This window comes from Mastigocoleus sp. MO_188.B34 (assembly GCF_030065675.1).
In the GTDB taxonomy this organism is placed as follows: domain Bacteria; phylum Cyanobacteriota; class Cyanobacteriia; order Cyanobacteriales; family Nostocaceae; genus Mastigocoleus.
Genome location: NZ_JASJDK010000115.1, coordinates 1 through 19,434 on the forward strand (window position 1 = coordinate 1; position 19,434 = coordinate 19,434).

Sequence of the window (19,434 nt, forward strand, 5' to 3'; positions counted from 1 at the left end):
TCCCCAGAGATTGAGCTTGACCCAAAGGATAACCGATTTGCTTTTTGATAGCTAAAGATTGGTGATGGTATTGAATAGCTTTGGGGTAATCCCCCAAACGGTAGTAAGTGTTTCCCAGATTCCCCAGAGACTGAGCTTGACCCAAAGGATAACCGATTTTCTTTGAGATAGCTAAAGATTGGTGATGGTATTGAATAGCTTTGGGGTAATCCCCCAAACGGTAGTAAGCAACTCCCAGACTCCCCAGAGATTGAGCTTGACCCAAAGGATAACCGATTTGCTTTTTGATAGCTAAAGATTGGTGATGGTATTGAATAGCTTTGGGGTAATCCCCCAAACGGTAGTAAGTGTTTCCCAGATTGTTCAGAGATTGACCTTGACCGAAAGGATAACCGATTTTCTTAAAGATAGCTAAAGATTGGTGATGGTATTGAATAGCTTTGGGGTAATCCCCAAAACTATCGTAAGCAAGTCCCAGATTATTCAGAGATTGACCTTGACCGAAAGGATTACCGATTTTCTTTGAGATAGCTAAAGATTGGTGATGGTATTGAATAGCTTTGGGGTAATCCCCCAAACTATCGTAAGCAAGTCCCAGATTCCCCAGAGAATTAGCAATACCTTGGCTATTTCCAATTTCTCGATAAATGGTTAATGATTTCTCCCAAGACTTTAAGGCTTGTTTAAATTGACTCCTGCCATATTGTTTGTTACCTTGCTCAAATAATCTGTCAGCTTCGGCTTTATGATCGCTTACAGTTTGAGCAACTGCAGTGGAATCGAAAAGTTTCAGTTTTAAATTAACTTTCCAAGATTGGGAAATGCTTAGTGATACGGTAATTAGAGCTAAGAGAACACATTTATTCAATTTCATAGGATTTACACTTATTCAATCAACTGAATAGTTTTTCCAAACATATATATCTGGGAATCATGTGAGCCTATGCAATTTTCAGGCTTTTGATTTAAATTAGGATTTACGCACTCATTCATTGACTGAGCTAATGGTTAGAAAGTGCTTTCTTTATTGTGATGATTATAAAAAAGTTATCTTAGCTACCTTTCCAAGCTAAACGGGTATAATTCGCCAAGACAACAAAGGGAAAGAATATAGGTATCAACACCCCTTGAGAAATGTAAACCTGGAAACTAATGAAGACATAAACTATGGTGGTACTCCCCAACACCATCAAATCAAGTTCCATTCTCCGGGGATGATTCCGTAAGATTTTAGTAATAAATTTACCTACTACAGCCGCAATCAACACCATAAAAAAATTGGGAATTGGTACTAATAACCGCTGATTTAAGAAATGGCTAACTGTATAAGCATGGGCTTCACCACCGGTAAAAGTTGCTTTACCCTTAAAAAAATCATTCCATCCTTTTCCACCGCGCCAAAAAGCAATAGGAAGGGGAACAGAAGAATTATCTTCCCCAACCTTATCTACTCCCGCTTGTTTATATCCACCAGGTGCAATAATAATGATTTTGCCTTGGATATTTGCTCTTGCAACTGCTGGTGTGGGGGTACAAGTACCCAGAAATTCACAGGCGGAAATGGTTTCATATGCTTGTTGAGGAGGAATAGAATAGTCAATTACAGGTTGAAACCATTGAAAGAAATTATTAATTGCAGGGGATTGCAATTTCTGGAGAAAATCTGTTTTTTGTTCCTGTGAATAAATTGATGCAATTACTGAGTCGCGAAAATTAGTTTGACTTTGCTGGGGTTGAGGTAATTTAACAGTATCGCTATGCTTTTGGAGCAAACAGTGAGATGCAGTAAGCAGATAAGCAAAGGGACAGCTATCGGAACAGTTGCTTTGCGGTAATTCTACATACCAATCATATAAAGTTATGTCTCCTGACATACTACGATTTAGATTGGCAATTTCGGGACTAACCCCCAGATTATCGGTTTCATTGGCACCCCAAACAAACCAAGTCCCTTGATCAATAGCTTTACTTACAGTTTGTTGTAATTTGCGACTATTTGCTGGTTGTTGTTTATCCCGATCTAAAATGTAATCTACCCCAATTACTTGAGCCTTGTTTTCAACTAATCGCTCAATAATTCTAGCTAAATAGCTGTAATCCATATAACGCCCATTAACTAGTTGAAGGTTATCTTTGTCGAGTGAGTCCTGATCGATTTGAACCAGTAAAATAGGTGGTTTTTCCTGGGGAGTTGGGAAATAATTTTCATTACTGTGAGTCAATTGATGATAAGCAGCTTGCATCAACAATCGCGATTCCAGCAGTAAATCTTGGAAATCAGGTATTAAACTCAGAATGATAAAGATTCCTAAATAAACAGCTTCCCTTTTCGTTGGTAACCAACTTTGTAAATTGCGCCAAACTCCAAAGGGTTTGAGACGAAATAATTGGGATTGGGGATGACGAAATAGGGAAGGAATCAGGTAAGTAGAAGGATAAGTGAGATTCTTGGTGTCCTTGAGAAAACCACAAGCATCCAATAAAGCTTCATGGACATCCTTATAGTCAGCCAAACTGTTGAGAAACTGTACCAAAAACTCTTGTGCTACATTATTGTGGATTGGTTCCCGCATCACCGCAACTTGCGGTAAACCCAAATCAATCAAAGCTTCAGCAATGGATATACCACTGCAAGAATTAAAAATTGCAAATTGTAGTCCGCGATCACCCCGCGCGTTGCGATCGCGTGCTTGTTGCAAAGATTTTGCAATATCTTGAATAGCGAACCCAGCATTGGGAGCAATGCTCAATTCTCCTCCGGTGTGGGGGGTTTCATTGCTATGTCCGGCGAAAAATAAGATATCCCAACCTTTGGGGTTGCTAATTTTTTCGACAATCTCTGCTTTAAGTTGAGAAATATCTTGATATTTATTGGGTTGCCATCCTGTAAATTCTACCTCAGCAACCCTGGATAAACTACGTAAAGCTTGTTTTTCCTCTTGAAAGTTTAACCCTTTATCGTCACCCAAAATTGCTAACACCCTAGCTTTCCGAGCAATGGGGGATATGGGAGAGTCGCGAATTGTGCGAGGAACCCGCGCGAAGCGAATAGTTCTGCTACCCGGTACTGATAGCTGAGTATTAATTTCCCAAAACTCCCAAGGTAAACGGGTTAACTCTGAAGAATCGCAAGTGAGTAACACATCCACCCAGCGATGGGTGTCGCGAGAATTTGGGCTATCCTGTCCACTATGAATAATAGTTTGTTTGGTAATAATTTGTTTGGTAATAGTTTCGCGAATTTCATATAACTTTTCGCTGCGCAACCAGCGATGGAACTCCGACAAAAAATGAGCTTCTGCTTCTCTAAGTATTCCTTCTCGATCTTTTGTGGGGGTTTTTACACTCCCTTTTTTTACAACTTTCGCTCGCAGATTTGTGTAACAATTAAGATAAGCTTCTCGCCATTGTGTGTAACTATTATTCAGGGAATCGGGATAATCGACTTGAGCAGAGATACTCAGTCCTTTCCCCCAGCATAATTCAAAATTACAACTGCCTTGGATTTTAATTACTTTGAGATTAAAGGTTCTAATTAGAGTCATTGTATTGGATTAGATTGTATTAGTTTTTGTTTTTATCTGTGTTTATATAGCACTACGTAATTAGGTTAGGACATTAGTGAAGGTTAAAGCCTATAATCACTAGACTTTTGACTTTTGTAGCCTTCGTGTAGCGCGTTCTCAGCATGACCGCAGGTCATATTTTGACTTTTAATTTGCGCGTAACGCTATGTTTGTGTTTAATTCAATGGGATTTAACCTGGAAAACTTGTCCTAAAGATGTTCCATTAAAGACGTTCCATGGAACGTCTCTACAATTCCTGCTCTTCTGCTCACCTGTTCCTGCGCTCTACTAACAAAACCCAAATAGAACCGAACTTTCAGCTTCCCCATTCGCAGCAGTAACCGTCACCAAAAACTTCTCTTGTTTATCTCCGACAATTTGAGCGTACAAACAATCATGTTCACCTACGGTGGAACTTCCCCCATCGCGATCGATTTCTAATACCTGCTCATCTAAAACCTCTGTCAAATCACTAATTTGCAACTTCACTCCAAAGGGTGGATTATTTCCGGGAATTGCTCCCAAAATCACTAGTAAACTCCATTCTTCTGGAGTTTCGGGTAAACACCAAGTTAATGCATAGAGTCGCAGTTGAGTTTCCCCTAACTGAATATTTCCGTAACTCCGAGCAGCGATCGCAGGGATTTCCACATCCTCAATTTGACTCAAAATATCTTCTAAATCTTCCGCAGGAGTTGCAGTTGATTTGTTGAACCGTAAAGGGGAAGGTGTAGCTAATAAATTCCAAGATAATTCTTGAGCAACTTCATCCAATTTATTTTGGAACCATAGCCCCACATTCATCGCTTTTTGCAGATATTTTTTGCTCTGACCTTGAATAATATCGCCGCAATCATGGGAATTTTGAGAAATAGGTAATGGAATATCTACCGCAGATAAACACTGTAAATAAAGTAATAAATCACCGGTTTGTTGTTGAAAATCAGCAAAACTAACTTCATAAGTATCATCTGATAAAACTGAAATTCTCCGAGTCAGTTCCACTAAATTGTCATAGCGGATAAATCCCCTCACCGCAGCAAGTTCTAAATCATCTTCCACCCCAACTACAACATAAAAATGAGCTGCAAATTCAGGTTCATCGATCGCAACCAGAGGAATACTAACTAACTCATCACTAAAACCAACAGTGGGAAGCAAACAAACTTTAAATTCTCCCACCCGCACATTACACACCGCATTAATTCCTCGAGCAGATTCCGGATGAGATAGAGAACTTTCTCTGGTATCTACCACAAGATTAGGTTCTCGCTTTTGTAACCATTCTCTAAACCCAACAAATCCTAAAGCTTGAAAATAAACTTGTAAAGAATGAGATTGGAAATTTTCCACAATTTTCCAAGCCTCATCAGTTTGCTCCGGTTCTAAATTAATTATTTCTAATTCCTTAAAAGCAAGTATATTTTTATGTAAATCATTACTATTATTATTCATTTTCCTCCCTTCCTTATATCCAAATATTGACAAATAGCTCGCGATAACTTGCTTGTCATTTCTCGATTTTTACTAATACTCGATTCCTTTTGTGCTTCTTGAATTAAATTGTCGATTTTTTGATCGAGAAAATCTTGAATTCTGGCTTCTAAATTCTTCAACTGACTCGCAGAAGCATAAGCTTGAGCTATTTCTATCACCTGGGAACGTAGTTTAATTAAAGTTCTTCTTCCAATATCAGCACGAAAGTTTTTTAAATCCAGTAACCTACTCACCTGAGACTGATTATTTAACCCTAACTTCTCAGCCATTTCTCCCATGGGAACATGCTGACAATGGTAGAAATAAAGTCCTTGTAAAAACTGTTTACCCCTTTTATTTCTCTTGTTTTGTAAATAATTAAATCGTTCTTCCGTTACCTCGTGAATTGAAGCAATTAAACATTTTTGTAACAGTTGGCGATCGCCAACATTTAAAATATCTTCATCCTCAGCAGTATTAACAGATAAATTTGTAGTTCCTTGACCTCGACTTGCTTGTGTAATACCCTTCCCACAACTAGCCTTATAATTTCGAATTAATTGAGCGAGATTTTGTAACTCTGCAAGAACTTCCTCCGCAGACAATTTCCAAACTGGTAATAAATGCTCAGCCATAGAACATAACTGCTGATGGTTTGGTGCGGGATAAGGAGTTGTGCTACTTCTCAATCCTTGTTGTTTACGCTCTCGATTAATCTGTTTGCGAGCAGCTTGAATCTGAGCTAAATAAACCTTTTGATAACTTGCTAATAATTCTGTGAGTTGTGCGATCTGACTCGAACTATAATTATAGAAATCCGACAAAATCCGCTTTAATTGACTACTACTATGTTGTTTCAGCAGTAACCAATCCGTCACCTGTTCGATACCATGTTCCAGGAGAAATCTTTTTAATTCGCGATCGCTCCTGACTAGAATTTTAACCCAAACCGATAAACTACTTTTTTTCTCCCCATCAAAGCTTTCCATAACCCGGACAGTGAGGGAGCGATGATTGTCATTATTTAATGAAGGATCAGTACTATCAAGCACCAAAGGTAATAAATCCTCCACTGTAAAATTATGTTTTTCGCCATATAGTTTTGCTAAACTATGGCATTGAATTTTGATATATTGAGATATTAAGCAACGCAAACATAATTCAGCCGGTGTTTCTGGATTTTCCGATTTATATAGTTTCCACAGTTGTCCAACTATCTCTCGCTCCTCGGGAAATTCCTCAGCAGTAGCAAATCGAGAAATTAGTTTAATAAGAAACTCCTTCGCTTCTAGAATCTCTTTTCCTTGACACTTGCCAAGACTGATTAGATACAGTGTATAGTACTTTAGATACTTCGAATATTGTGAATCTTGACTGTTCCATTCCACTACAACTACTCCAGCTAAAATACTCCAACTCAAAATGTTGAATCAAGTTTCAACTCACCCTTATATATCTGGGAAAATGTTGACCCTATGCATTTTTAGGATATTTTCAGCCTTAGAATAAGAAGCTTTTGGGAAAATTACTCTTTTAATACTGGGACTTGCGCACGGACAATATCATTACATTGATTGTGACAAAAGATTAGCGCAGTGTTTGTTCAAGGAAATAGCAATTTCAAATCATTGGAAAGTTGTACCGAGTATGTAAATTCTATGGAAATAAAACGAAAATAAAGCTTTATTCACCAGAAATGTTGCTTTTTTCCTGCATAGGGTACCAGTCTACCAAGATATTTCAGAGTGTCGGGCTGAAGAATTTTTCGGTTATGCTTTGGAACAAAATCAAAAAATCCTCAAAAAATAGTCAGAACCTAAACAATTCCCCAAATTCAAAACTTATACAGATCTTAGGGATTTTAAGTAAAAAATCTCATCTTCAGCGAACAATTCTCACTCGTGTAGTGATGATGATTTTAATGATTTTGCTTTCAAAAAATGTGGAAATTGAAATTATTAAACCCCAACTGACAATCAGAGTAAATATAGAATCGGTTTATTTAAAATCATATGAAAAGTTACTTGAATGGTTTTAAAGTTAATAATTCGTTGTTTTTGAGCTTATTTAAAGTAGCAAATAATATACTTTGCATTTCTTTCACTTCATTCATGATAGGGGAAAAAGGTCTTTGTCGACTAAAACGACTTCCTTGGTAATGATGAATTGTGTGTACAGTTCTCTCAAACCATCTCAACCTGAGAGGGGTGTTGAAACTCTGCGCTCTAAAACCCATTTGATTTGGGTATTGTACAAAGGATTTTTCCCACCCTCCCCAAATCACCTGTCACTCAACAATAAAGAAGTAAATAAGGTAACATTCAAAGTTCTATATGCCTTACTCAGTAAACGGTTTGAGAGTAAATTAGATAATAAATAAGGAGTTGGTGAGCGCGTAATGCTTTAAGCAAAAACTATATACATGTGTATTCTATAAAAATCTGCAAAGCCCTAAGTGCAATTTTTAAGTTAATTTAATATGCAACTGAAACCCAAAAATAAATCTTTAAAAAGAACTTTTAATACTTTTCAGATGTTCTAAATTTTCATTTTGTTGCTCAATTTGCAAAGAAATAGAATCGCATACTAACTCACACAACTCAAAAATAAAAGGATTACTAATTTGATAAAAAACATTAATCCCCTGTTGAGTGCGATTAACTATACTTGCTTGTGTCAAAACTTTGAGATGCTTGGATACGTTAGCTTGTCCTAAAGAAGTATCGCTAATAATTTGAGACACATTTTTAGAGCCAAACCTTAAAGTACAAATAATTTGCAATCTGCTGGGTTCTGATAGAACTTTAAAAAAATCTGCCATTAAAGCGATCGCTGTGGGAGACAACTTTTTCATTCCGCAATCTGCAAGCTGCGTAAGTTGCTCTTGTGGTTGATAATTTTTCTTTAAAGTGTTTTTTGGCATATTAATTCTTAACTTCTCAGCTATTTACTATATTACCATACGGTAGTATGGCATCTATTAAGCCAAAAGATACATACCATAACGCTATGTGCAATTGAAAAGTGAGAAGTCAGGAGTGAAAAGTTAGGAGTCAGAATACGAACTGAGATGTTATGCGCAGCGCAAGATGCGCTTATAGGGTTGCGCAGACAGACCTTGCGATCGCTTCGCGCATCCCCTGTGGGGATATCGTAATAATTGCTATTTGAACGGACTTACCATAGCAATCCTAAATCATTCATGTGGTAAAAATTAATATTATAGAGACGCACCACAGCATGTCTTTACAGAATTTATCTGTTCACAAATAAAATATAATTGCTATATTAAGTCAATTTTATTGGAATAGTATGCAGATTAACTTTAATCGTGGCTACCTGTAACTTTACCTTTGAAAACAATATATTGAGAATATACCAAGCACTAATACCACCAATTACAAACAGTGAGGTTTCTAAAGTTGCAAAGAACATGTGACTCACGCTTGCTGCCATTGAAGGATTAAAAATTGCTTGAAAATAATCCCTAACTATAAATTTACCATCAACTAATTCTCCACCTACGGGAGTTTGCATCCAAGAATTAGCACTAAGTATCCAGAAGGTAGATAGATTAGCGCCAAAAGCAACCATCATAGTAGCGATATAATGCATAATCGGTGGAACGCGATTCCAGCCAAACAGCATAATACCTAAAAAACCAGCCTCTAACATAAACGCCATTGAGGCTTCAAATCCCAGGATGCTGCCAAAAAAATCACCAACTGCAATTGAGAATGGTGCCCAATTGGTACCAAACTGAAATTCCATGGGTAAGCCAGATGCTACACCGATTCCGAAGTTAAGAACGTATAATTTCGACCAGAAGCGGGCGTGATAATAATAATCGGAGTCGCGGGTTTTTAACCATAATCCTTCTACAATAACTAAGTATATACCCATACCAGTAGTAAGTACGGGCCATAGCATATGAAATATGCTAGTCAAAGCAAACTGCATCCGCGACAATATTACGGTGTCAGATAAAAAATCCATTGTCTTATTCTTTTTTTAGCTTTTGTTCGATTGTTTCCCAATATCACCGAGGAAAAGCGATCGACATTTAAATGTTACTTTTGAAACTCAACTTCACAAAAATTACGTATAGGAAATAGGATGACGTTAGGTATAGGTAACGGGATTTTAACTAGCTTAACTGTCCATAAAAGTATTGAACGCTTGCGAAGTAAAATTTAAATAAAAGTAACGGAAATACCTCGCTTCTCTTGGTTTGGGATATGCAAAATTTTTCGATTTTGCAATTAGTCTAAGTTATTGTGTGTAATTATTCTTCTTTAAAAACTTTAACACATCTCCCTCAAAAGGTTTTCCTTTTAACATCCTTCTCCAATATACCCAAGGTAAAACATGACGTTTCATCAGCCACATACTATAACGTTCTTTCTTGGGGTCGAAAGGAAAGGTCGAGGTTGGTTTTTTGTCATAATCAAACTCAGCCATTATGGTTTTACCAAACCCAGTAATTAGGGGACAACAAGTGTAACCATTATATTCAGCATTTATTTCAGTGGATTCTATCAATGCTAAAAGATTTTCAACTACAACAGGTGCTTGCTTGCGAATTGCTGCTGCTGTTTTGGAAGTAGGAAGGGAAGAAGCGTCACCCAAGCTAAAAACATTAGGGTAGATATTATGCTGGAGAGTTTTTCGATCTACATTTACCCAACCCTTACTAGAACCGGATTCTATTGCAAGTTGACTTTGCTTAATGAAATTGGGAGCGCTCATTGGAGGAGCGACATGAATTAGATCGTATTTGATGCTAGTTTCCTCTAATCCTTCCTTGCTACTAACTTCAAAAATCGCTTCTTTGGTTTCCGATCTAATTTCTTTAAGATTATGTTGAAATTTTACTTCTATATCTTTACGCTTTATTACCATTTCCAAGGAACGACAATATTCTGGAACTGCAAACATTTTGTCTTTAGCCGTACAGAAAATAATTTTTGTTTTTCCCCTCACGCCTTTTTGACGGAAAATATCATCAGCCATATACATAATTTTTTGAGGTGCTCCACCGCATTTGATTGGAGTTTCAGGAAAAGTAAATAAAGCAGTTCCTCCCTGAAAATTTTTGATATTTTCCCAGGTATAAGGAGCATAACTTTGGGAATAATTACTGGTAACCCCACCATTTCCAAGGGCTTCGGGTAGTCCTTTAATTAAATCCCAATCGATTTGTATCCCGGGACAAACAATTAAATAATCATAATTAATTCGCTGTCCTTCCCTAGTGATGACAATGTTATTATCTGCCTCAAACTCAGCTACATAAGCCTGAATCCAACTAGCGTTTGCAGGAATATAGTCTTTTTGATTTTTGACTGTATCCCCAATCTTATATCTTCCTCCCGCAACAAGAGTCCAAGCAGGCTGATAGTAATGCTTGTCCGATGGCTCGATAATAGCAATATCAAGATTTTTATTTTTATTTAACAATTGAGCCGCAACAGTTATACCTGCTGCACCTCCACCGACAACTACAATTTGATGGTGAAGATTGGGCTGAATTCCCTGAAAATCTCCCGATGCTACTTCCTTTTGTTGAGTAGTCCTTGAAGTCTTTTGCATCTTTTCGATTTGCATCTTTACACAATGTCGAGTAATATTATAGCTATAATATTACTATCAGGTAATATGTTCAAATAAAAAGAAAATCTAACATTTCTTTAATGAACCTAGCATTCTATTACTCGCTTCCCATTTGTAAGATTACCTATAAAAATGTTTCCCTCCTCTTCTTTATCCTCCCCCATTTCTCCTTCTCACTCAATTGGGTTATCTTCTACTGGGATAGCAGTAATAGATCTTCTTTGAGATAAATACTTCCCGAGGGAACAAAGATTAGAGAGCCATTACGGAAATTTCAATATAGAGGCTTTTCATCATGCTATTTCGCCAATTATTTGACAAACAATCAAGTACATATACTTATCTAATTGCCGATCCCAATACCCGAGAAGCAGTTTTAGTAGATCCGGTTTTAGAACAAATAAATCGTGATTTAGTAATACTTGAAGAGTTGGGATTAAATCTACGTTATTGTTTAGAGACTCACATACATGCCGACCATATTACCGCCACGAGCAAACTTCGGGAAAAAACTGGTTGTTTGGGTATTGTCCCAAAAAATGCTAACGCACTATGTGCCGATAGATATATTAAAGACCAAGAAATTTTACAGATAGGAGAAGTATCGATAAAAGCGATCGCAACTCCCGGTCATACAGATAGCCATATGGCATATTTAATCGATGGGACTCACTTATTAAGCGGAGATTCTCTCTTAATTCGTGGTTGTGGACGTACAGATTTTCAAAGTGGAAATTCTGGTATGCTATATGATTCTGTGACCCAGAAACTTTTTAGTTTACCTTCAGAAACTTTAGTTTATCCAGCTCACGACTATCGAGGACATACAGTATCTACCATTGGGGAAGAAATAAGACTCAATCCGCGATTTACTAATAAGAGTCGGGATGAATTTATTGAACTCATGAATAACTTAAAGCTTCCCATGCCACAAAGAAACTATGGAAGGTATTCCAGCAAATCAGCAGTGCGGTAACTTAAATACTGCTGCATAGGTGCAGATATATAAAATTATTTGAACATATCTAAACTTTAAAAACTGGGTGATTTGCCTATTTTTCCATAACTGACTCTAAAGATCAGTTTTGGATGTGAAATCTAGTAAATAATCAAAGGAATAGAAAAATGACAGCAACTAACAGGGAAAAAGTTGGCAATTGTCTACAAAGTATCCATCCTGTAACCCTTAAAAAATGGTTGGAGATGGAAAGCGTTATTTTAGTTGATGTAAGAGAAGGTGTTGAATTTGCTGGAGAAAGAATTCAGGGTGCGACAAGAGTATCACTTTCTAATTTTGATCCACAAAAAATACCAGTACATGAAGGGAAAAAATTAGTTTTATATTGTCAAACTGGTAAACGTTCAGCACAAGCTGCTCAAAAGTTATTTGCAGCTAGTTTTAATGAAGTGACTAATCTTGAAGGTGGACTAAATGCTTGGAAAGAAGCAGGATATCCGATTGAAACGAGTAATAATGCACCTATGAGCATAATGCGTCAAGTACAAATAGTTGCAGGTTCTCTAGTCGTTACAGGTACTTTACTTGGTGCGTTTGTCTCTCCTTGGTTTTTAATTCTGAGTGGCTTCGTTGGATCGGGATTAGTATTTGCAGGTATAACTAATACATGTGCTCTAGGTATGTTACTAGCAAAGATGCCGTGGAATCAAAATTAATAATTTGAAGAGAATCAAAGACGATTAAAGAGATAACAATAAATTTATTTTAGTTAGCTGAAATCCGCTGCATTCTTAGGCTAACTAACTTTTCATACTCGATATTTTGTTTCCTTCCCAGGAAATATTACAACTTACAAATATTATGCATAATATGCATTAAAGTATTATGAACTTGATACTTGGAACATTCTTGGCAGTTTGCATTGGTGTCACTTTAGGATTGATTGGTGGAGGCGGTTCTATTTTAGCCCTACCAATTCTCAAATATGTCATGGGAGTAGAGACCAAGTCTGCTGTAGCTATGACATTAGCGATCGTTGGTACAGTTAGTCTTATAGGTGTTATCCCTCATTGGCAACAAGGTAATGTAAATTTTAAAACTGCATTACTTTTTTCTCCATCTGCAATGTTAGGAGCATATCTGGGTGCTAGAATTGCCTCACTTCCCGTAGTCGATCCCACAATTCAGTTAATTTCTTTTGCGGCAATGATGGTAGTAGCTGCTTTTTTTATGATTCGTAAAAGTAGCTATTCCTCTGAAACTCACAAACAGCATTACTTAGAAGAGAAACATGACGATAAATATCGCCTATTTGCCATTCCAATTGAAGGATTTGTGGTAGGAATCATTACTGGTTTTGTTGGTGTTGGGGGTGGATTCATGATTATCCCTGCATTGGTTTTGCTAGGTAAGACACCAATGAAAGAAGCTGTGGGAACGTCATTATTAATAATCACCTTTAAATCCATTGCTGGATTTGCTGGTTATTTTGGTCAGGTACCTGTAGATGTAAACATAACGATAATTTTTACGATCGCTGCAAGCTTGGGTACTTTATCCGGTGCATATTTAACTAGATTTGTTAAGCCCAAGCTATTACAAAAAAGTTTTGGCTACTTTATTATTGCCGTTGCTGGATATATTTTGGTGCAGAGATAAAAAACGGTTTCAAATTTTGCTTGAGTCTTTTGCATTGGAAGACAATATAATGGCACGTTACAAAAGTAGTACTGTGCCGTATTATTTTTTTGACACTGTGTGACGTTAACTATTTATTTGTTTGCATTTAAAATTCTTGGGAGACGATTACTAAATCGTCTCTACTAGCTTCAAACTCTAAATCAATTATTAATAATAATAAATTTTTGGGAAAACGTGATTTGCATACATACACACTAATACCAGTTAATGAAAAGTATTTTCTGCTACTTTAGTAATATCATTGCGTACAAATAAATCAAAAGTATTAAAAATGACAAACTCATCGAATGCACGCGTAATAGTATACGTGTTGTCAAGTTTATATATTTTGGTTTATGAGCAGAAGCTTCATAAGGATTGTATTTTTGCATATTAATAAGTTTATTTGATCTGTAGTAAGGGGTTACTACTATATGTGAAATAAAATAGGTTATTTCAGACTATTCTCGATAATTTTATGATTAAAGGGTATACATAAACAATATTGAAAGATTGATATTTGACGCCTAAAATACATACCTCGTATTTTCCCTATTCTGTCAAATGTGTAAGTCCTGATTTCTTGCCATAATTGTTTTTAAAGCTTTTTCTTCCTTATTTTTTATCTCAGTTCTGTTAATTTGTCCGTGAAAAACAATAGCATCATTTTAGCTTTTTAATTATTCTTTCTATATTGTATGGGTTTATACTAAAGCTACAAGATTATGATTTTTATGAAGAACATTAAAATTAAAATTATTTTAGCTTTTGTATTACCCTTGTGTTGTGCCTACTTGTTAGGGGAAGCGTCTGTAATTAAAGCTAAAGATGTTGTGTTTCAATCCATCAAATCTTCATGCCAAACCAATGTCAGATGGATGAAGAAAGGCAAGAATCAATGGATTTCTACAACAGGTATTTCCCTGAAATTATACGAGGAAGACGATTTTGCTGCTGTTCCTTCTACCTACTTTTGGAATAGCAACAATGCATCTGAAGCCGATTCAATTCTTAAAGAGGCAGATCCGGGTGAAGAAATCAATGTAACTGAATTTTTCTGGCGTGTCGCAAACCCCTGGCGTATTGCTGAACTTCAATCAGAATGTCCGCCAGATGCATTTTGTAAGGCTTCACCTTATTCCATCCATTACCTGCATCGTCCAGAAAATGAGTGGATAATTGATCGGCTTATGATTCGTGCTCAGGGAGTTGTAACGAGTAAACCCGATCCACTGGCTCCTTTGAGTCGTGACATCTATGTTGCACTTGACGGTCCTTATATGCCTATCTTTGAAGGACGCTTTAGACGGGATGGAGTCACGTTCTGGTTCTCAGCTCAGAAAACAAAAATCGATCAAAAATTTTCAACACGTCAGATGCGTATCAAAGTACTGCAACAGATTAACGATTTTCTGGAATCATCTGTGAAAACAAACCACTAAGGTACCTATAGAAAATAATTATGTACCACCGTCGGTGTCGCTATTGGTTGAGCAACATCGCCACATAGTCCTGTTTTGTTCAGAAGTTTTATAAAACAGTCGGACATTTTATTTCTTAGATGTCCCAAATCGAATCGAACTAATGAAAAAAATACCAAAAACATAATTCAACTAGAAGGAAGGAAAAAATATGGCTGGAATAAAGAACCATACTCCAAGTGCAGGTGCAGTGGTAGCTCCAATAGAAGGTAAGACAATTTGGGACACCACGAATCTCACATACGCATTTGCTACAACTAGCGATGGGGCTGAGGTTAATTCAAATATTTCACTTAGCGGTTCAGAAACATTTAATGCTCTTGACGGTGGTACTGCCAGTGAAACTGCATTAAGTACGGCTGTTTTGAATGCTTTTGCCGCTTATGAGCAAGTTTCTAATTTAACCTTTACTCTAGAAACAAATTTTAGCGATGCCGATATTAAAGTCGTTGGAATTGATAATTTCGGACCACTTGGTAGGATGAACTTTCCCGGTCAAAACTTGATGGGGTCTTCATCATCCGATTATGAGAGCTATATGCAGCTCAATACAACTTCTTCAGCTATATCTTCACGTATTCCAGCTGAAGCAGGTGGTTCCGAATTTCCAAGATTCCTAGCAATGCACGAATTGGGACATGGTATAGGACTTGGTCATCCTCATGACACTGGTGGAGGAACAACGGCGGTATCTAGCAGTGGAACAACTGGAGATATTGTACTTGATAATGAAAGATACACAGTTTTGTCTTATGAAGTAGGTGGGCGTGATGTACAGACTTTTCGCAATCATGGTCATGCAGTAACCCCTTCTCCGCTAGATATTGCTGCTCTCCAGGCTATGTATGGTGCAAACCCTAATACAAACAACACTGATACTACTTATACGTTAGTAGATCGCACAACAGGTTCACTAGACGTAGATGGTAGCGATGGAACAGTACAAATTGGTCGTGCGTTCTTTTCAATATGGGATACAGGAGCTAAGGATGAAATTGTTTACAGTGGTTCTAAGCGTGTAGTCTTAAATTTAAATGATGCAACGCTTTCAACTACTGATGATGCAGAAACACAAGAATGGATTGAGCAAGTAAAGCTTGCAAACCACTATTCTGAGCTTCCAAATGAATTCCAGAATGATATTGAAGACCCAAATTACCATGCTGGTGGTTTCTTCTCCCGTATTTTTGAAACTGCAACAAATTATGATTTAGGTGGTTATTCTATTGCTAATGGTGTTGAAATTGAAAACGCCACCGCTTCTGGCGGGAATGATTTCTTAATTGGTAATGAGTTCAACAATACCCTCAAAGGTAACGGGGGCGAGGATTTTCTTCATGGCGCTAATGGTAACGACAATCTTCAAGGTGGTGTTGGAAATGACGAAATTGTAGGTGGTCGTGGAAATGACACCTTAGATGGTGGTGATGGAGATGATGTTGCTATTTACTCAGGTAATTGTGCCGACTATGACATCACTCGTGACGAAACAACAGGTGCTATCACTATTTCCCATGTACGGGGAGAAATGATTGATGGTTCTGATATTCTACAAAATATTGAAGAGGCTCGTTTTAAAGATGGCACAATTGATTTAACTAGTGATAATCTTGACTGTCCTCCTATAGACTTTATCTTTCTTGTAGATTTATCCGGGTCATTCTCTGATGACCTTCCCAATTTTGTCTCAAGCGCACGTAGTATTACAAACTCAGTACGCTCAAGCGATCCAAATTCACAGTTTGCCATTGCATCATTTATCGACCAACCAGTTAGTCCCTATGGAGTTCCGGGAGATTATCTTTACAATGCAGACCTATCCTTGACAGATTCTATTGCGGATTTTGAATCTGCTCTTGCAGGATTATCAACCAGAAATGGAAATGATATTCCAGAAGCACAATATGTTGGTCTATGGCGTGCTGCTAACGGCATCGGTTTGAACTTACGGGAAAATTCTCGTAAGATTATTCTAATTGCTACTGACGCACCTGCCCACAGTGCAGCTGATTATGGGTTAGATGAAACAAATATCCTAAACTTTCTTGAGAACGAAGGAATTACTGTTACTTCGGGCTTTAGTGATGTAGTATCTGCAAGCACAGATACTGAGACTATTGGCATATCTAGTACAAATGACTTTCCTGATGAAGAAATTATTGCCCCTGACGATACTGGAAATGGCATTATTCCTGATTTATCTGATGATGGTGTGGAGCTTCTGCTATCGGAAGTAAGTAACACTCTTTCAACTGTTGGAGCGACTCCCATATTTGCTGTAACTTCAGATGTTCGTAGTACTTATGAAAATATTGAAGCTGTAGTTGGGCGTGGTTCTACTGTAACTTTAGATAGAGATGGTGAGAATATTGCTGATGCTGTTCGTCTTGCTCTTGCAGAAATAACAGGAGAAGTAACTGAAGCTGGTTCTGATGGAGATGATACTCTCATCGGAAGCGATGGTGTTCAAGACGTGTTGTTTGGCGGACCAGGAAATGACCAGATTGAGGGACGTGGTGAAAATGATACTCTTGATGGTGGTTCAGATGCTGACACGATTCTTGGTGAAGCCGGAAATGATATTGTACGAGGTGGAACTGGAAAAGATACTCTCAATGGTGGCGAAGGAGACGACATTATCGAACCAGGAGCCGATATCGATGATATTACTCTTGGTGCCGATAACGACATCGTTCGTGGAACAGCCAGCGAACTCAATGGGGACACGATTCAAGACTTTGGGGATGAAGACAAAATAGTTGTTCTTGGAGCTACTTTTGCGGATTTAGAAGTGACTTCTGTGGGAGGAAATAGCCTTATATCATTCAATGGTGGTTCATCCATAACCCTTACAGGTGATTTCAGTGCTGATGATTTTACAGTCTTAAGTTCGGGTACAGATGATGATGCTTTTACCACCATAGCCTTTAGTTTTCCACCAACCATCACGAGTAACCCCAACTTCTCAGTCTCAGAAAACACAACGAATGTGGGAACAATTACCGTAGAAGACCCAGATGGTGATGACCTAACGTTCAGTATTAGTGGTGGTGTTGACCAAGAATTATTTAGTATCAACAATAGTGGTGAGTTAACTTTTAACAACGCTCCCGACTTTGAAAATGCTACCGATAGTGATGGTGATAACAATTACCAAGTACAAGTTGCTGTTTCTGATGCAAGTGAGACAGTAAACCAAGAATTGACTATTAGCGTTACTGATGAGGAGGAAAAACCTACTGTTGATGATGCTACCTTCACCATAGATGAAAATAGCGAAGAAGAAACACAAGTAGGCATTATTACCGCAACCGATCCCGAAAATGACGCCCTAACCTTTGCCATAGCCAACGGTAATCTTGATCCAGATAATGATACTAACCTAGCTTTCGCAATTGACCCCTCTACAGGAGTAATTACTGTTAATGACAAAGATGACCTAGACTTTGAAACCACTCCTAGTTTCAATTTAGAGGTTACAGCAACAGATACGGATAATTTAAGTTATACAGCGAATATCACCATTAATCTTACCGATGTACCTCCCGCTGAGTTTGATACTATTCAGAGTCAAAATGGTCTCTTTGCTTTGAATGGAGGAGACCCCACCAACATCAAATTTACTTTAGCTAACAACAACACAGAAAATGTCAATGAGGTGGGTGTATTTGTTGTAGATGATGAAAACGGTAATATTGATGGGTTAGCTCCCGGTTCAGACGGTTATCTTCAAGCAGCTTTAGAAAGAGCACAAGTCATCTTTTCAGCAATTACAAATCGCCCTACTGGATTTGACTTAGAAGATATTGAGAGAATACTTGAAGTTGATTCCGATGCACGTTTGGGCTTCTATCTAGTATCTAACGGTACGACTGACACAGCACTTGCTGATTTAAAATCAACTGGAACAACAAGTTTACCCATATTTTTCTCCGACTCCTCCAATCTACAAGTATCTGACCTTGCAAAAGAAGGCTTTAAATTAAACTGGTCAGATGAAATAGGTAATGGTGACTTCACAGATATGGAGTTAAGCGTACAACTTACTCAAGATACTCCTACTTCCGGTACTGATTTACAGGGACAAACACAAAATGAAATTATCGATTTGAGGGATATTACCGGTCAAGTATCAGTGAATGTTGAAGTACACAGGGAAGCGAATTTTGATAACCTTGTTGGTTTCTATCAAATTACTGATACTAATGGTGGTATTGATATAGATGGTGATGGTGTGGCAGATTTGAATCCTGGTGATAGTGGATATACAGAAGCTGCTTTAACAAATCGCATCACAGGTTTAGACTTGCTTCAAACTGACAACCAGCAGACTGCTACCTTTGATGGAACTTTCGACGGTGGAAGTATTTTAGCTCCCTTCATCGTTGTAGATGGAACTGTGGATGAAGCAATTAATAACAATGCAGAAGTCTACTTCTCCTTCTTGGGAGCAAATACTGATCGGGCTGACCACATTCGCTTACTTGGTGATAATAGCTTTGGTTTTGAAGATTTATCTGGTGGTGGAGATAATGACTTCAATGATGTAATTGTACGAGTTAATGTTCCAACAACTTAAAACTGTTTGAAATTTTGCTCCTGTCCTACAATTAGATCGCGATACATCTCTGAAAAAACTTGCGCTCAAAACCTGTAAAG

11 protein-coding genes and 1 pseudogene are annotated in these 19,434 nt (G+C 37.6%); 5 read left to right on the plus strand and 7 right to left on the minus strand.

Annotated features, from left to right (window positions below; translation table 11 throughout):
- The 7 genes and pseudogenes from QNJ50_RS22185 to QNJ50_RS22215 form a co-directional block, all read right to left on the minus strand.
- Positions 1-874 (minus strand): tetratricopeptide repeat protein (locus QNJ50_RS22185; protein WP_300639593.1); only part of this gene is annotated, 874 nt, incomplete at its 3' end.
- Between the two features lie 178 nt (positions 875-1,052).
- Positions 1,053-3,545, minus strand: a complete 2,493-nt coding sequence (locus QNJ50_RS22190) for a CHASE2 domain-containing protein (protein ID WP_300639596.1) — start codon at positions 3,543-3,545, stop codon at positions 1,053-1,055.
- Between the two features lie 310 nt (positions 3,546-3,855).
- Complete coding sequence (locus QNJ50_RS22195; RefSeq protein WP_300639599.1) at positions 3,856-5,022, minus strand: DUF1822 family protein; 1,167 nt, start codon at positions 5,020-5,022, stop codon at positions 3,856-3,858.
- Entirely contained in the window at positions 5,019-6,464 is a 1,446-nt protein-coding gene (locus QNJ50_RS22200) for a hypothetical protein (RefSeq protein ID WP_300639602.1), read from the minus strand. Before QNJ50_RS22200 ends, QNJ50_RS22195 begins: the two co-directional genes overlap by 4 nt.
- 1,085 nt (positions 6,465-7,549) lie before the next feature.
- Positions 7,550-7,897: a metalloregulator ArsR/SmtB family transcription factor gene (locus QNJ50_RS22205; protein ID WP_300639637.1), complete on the minus strand. Its 348-nt coding sequence runs from the start codon at positions 7,895-7,897 to the stop codon at positions 7,550-7,552.
- Between the two features lie 476 nt (positions 7,898-8,373).
- Positions 8,374-9,039 (minus strand): annotated as a pseudogene (locus tag QNJ50_RS22210) (cytochrome ubiquinol oxidase subunit I); the annotation flags it as partial.
- A gap of 276 nt (positions 9,040-9,315) precedes the next feature.
- Positions 9,316-10,635, minus strand: coding sequence for an FAD/NAD(P)-binding oxidoreductase (locus QNJ50_RS22215; protein ID WP_300639605.1), 1,320 nt, complete (start codon positions 10,633-10,635; stop codon positions 9,316-9,318).
- Between the two features lie 316 nt (positions 10,636-10,951).
- Here QNJ50_RS22215 and QNJ50_RS22220 point away from each other — a divergent pair, with 316 nt between their 5' ends.
- The 5 genes from QNJ50_RS22220 (at position 10,952) to QNJ50_RS22240 (ending at position 19,354) form a co-directional block, all read left to right on the plus strand.
- Entirely contained in the window at positions 10,952-11,632 is a 681-nt protein-coding gene (locus QNJ50_RS22220; RefSeq protein WP_366914318.1) for an MBL fold metallo-hydrolase, read from the plus strand.
- A gap of 149 nt (positions 11,633-11,781) precedes the next feature.
- Positions 11,782-12,330 carry a rhodanese-like domain-containing protein gene (locus QNJ50_RS22225; RefSeq protein ID WP_300639608.1) on the plus strand — a complete coding sequence of 183 codons (549 nt, stop codon included), beginning with the start codon at positions 11,782-11,784 and terminating at the stop codon, positions 12,328-12,330.
- Positions 12,331-12,499: 169 nt separating this feature from the next.
- A complete protein-coding gene (locus QNJ50_RS22230; RefSeq protein WP_300639611.1) occupies positions 12,500-13,273 on the plus strand; it encodes a sulfite exporter TauE/SafE family protein in 774 nt (257 codons plus the stop codon).
- Between the two features lie 899 nt (positions 13,274-14,172).
- Complete coding sequence (locus tag QNJ50_RS22235) at positions 14,173-14,736, plus strand: hypothetical protein (RefSeq protein ID WP_300639614.1); 564 nt, start codon at positions 14,173-14,175, stop codon at positions 14,734-14,736.
- A 190-nt stretch (positions 14,737-14,926) separates the two neighbouring features.
- Positions 14,927-19,354 (plus strand): cadherin domain-containing protein, encoded by a 4,428-nt coding sequence (locus QNJ50_RS22240; RefSeq protein ID WP_300639617.1) that lies wholly within the window; start codon positions 14,927-14,929, stop codon positions 19,352-19,354.
- Positions 19,355-19,434: the final 80 nt, after the last annotated feature.

Coding starts and splice junctions, on each gene's coding strand:
- QNJ50_RS22190 (WP_300639596.1), bottom strand. CDS start 3,545: ATGACTCTAATTAGAACCTTTAATCTCAAAGTAATTAAAATCCAAGGC.
- QNJ50_RS22195 (WP_300639599.1), bottom strand. CDS start 5,022: ATGAATAATAATAGTAATGATTTACATAAAAATATACTTGCTTTTAAG.
- QNJ50_RS22205 (WP_300639637.1), bottom strand. CDS start 7,897: ATGAAAAAGTTGTCTCCCACAGCGATCGCTTTAATGGCAGATTTTTTT.
- QNJ50_RS22215 (WP_300639605.1), bottom strand. CDS start 10,635: ATGCAAAAGACTTCAAGGACTACTCAACAAAAGGAAGTAGCATCGGGA.
- QNJ50_RS22220 (WP_366914318.1), top strand. CDS start 10,952: ATGCTATTTCGCCAATTATTTGACAAACAATCAAGTACATATACTTAT.
- QNJ50_RS22225 (WP_300639608.1), top strand. CDS start 11,782: ATGACAGCAACTAACAGGGAAAAAGTTGGCAATTGTCTACAAAGTATC.
- QNJ50_RS22230 (WP_300639611.1), top strand. CDS start 12,500: ATGAACTTGATACTTGGAACATTCTTGGCAGTTTGCATTGGTGTCACT.
- QNJ50_RS22235 (WP_300639614.1), top strand. CDS start 14,173: ATGAAGAAAGGCAAGAATCAATGGATTTCTACAACAGGTATTTCCCTG.
- QNJ50_RS22240 (WP_300639617.1), top strand. CDS start 14,927: ATGGCTGGAATAAAGAACCATACTCCAAGTGCAGGTGCAGTGGTAGCT.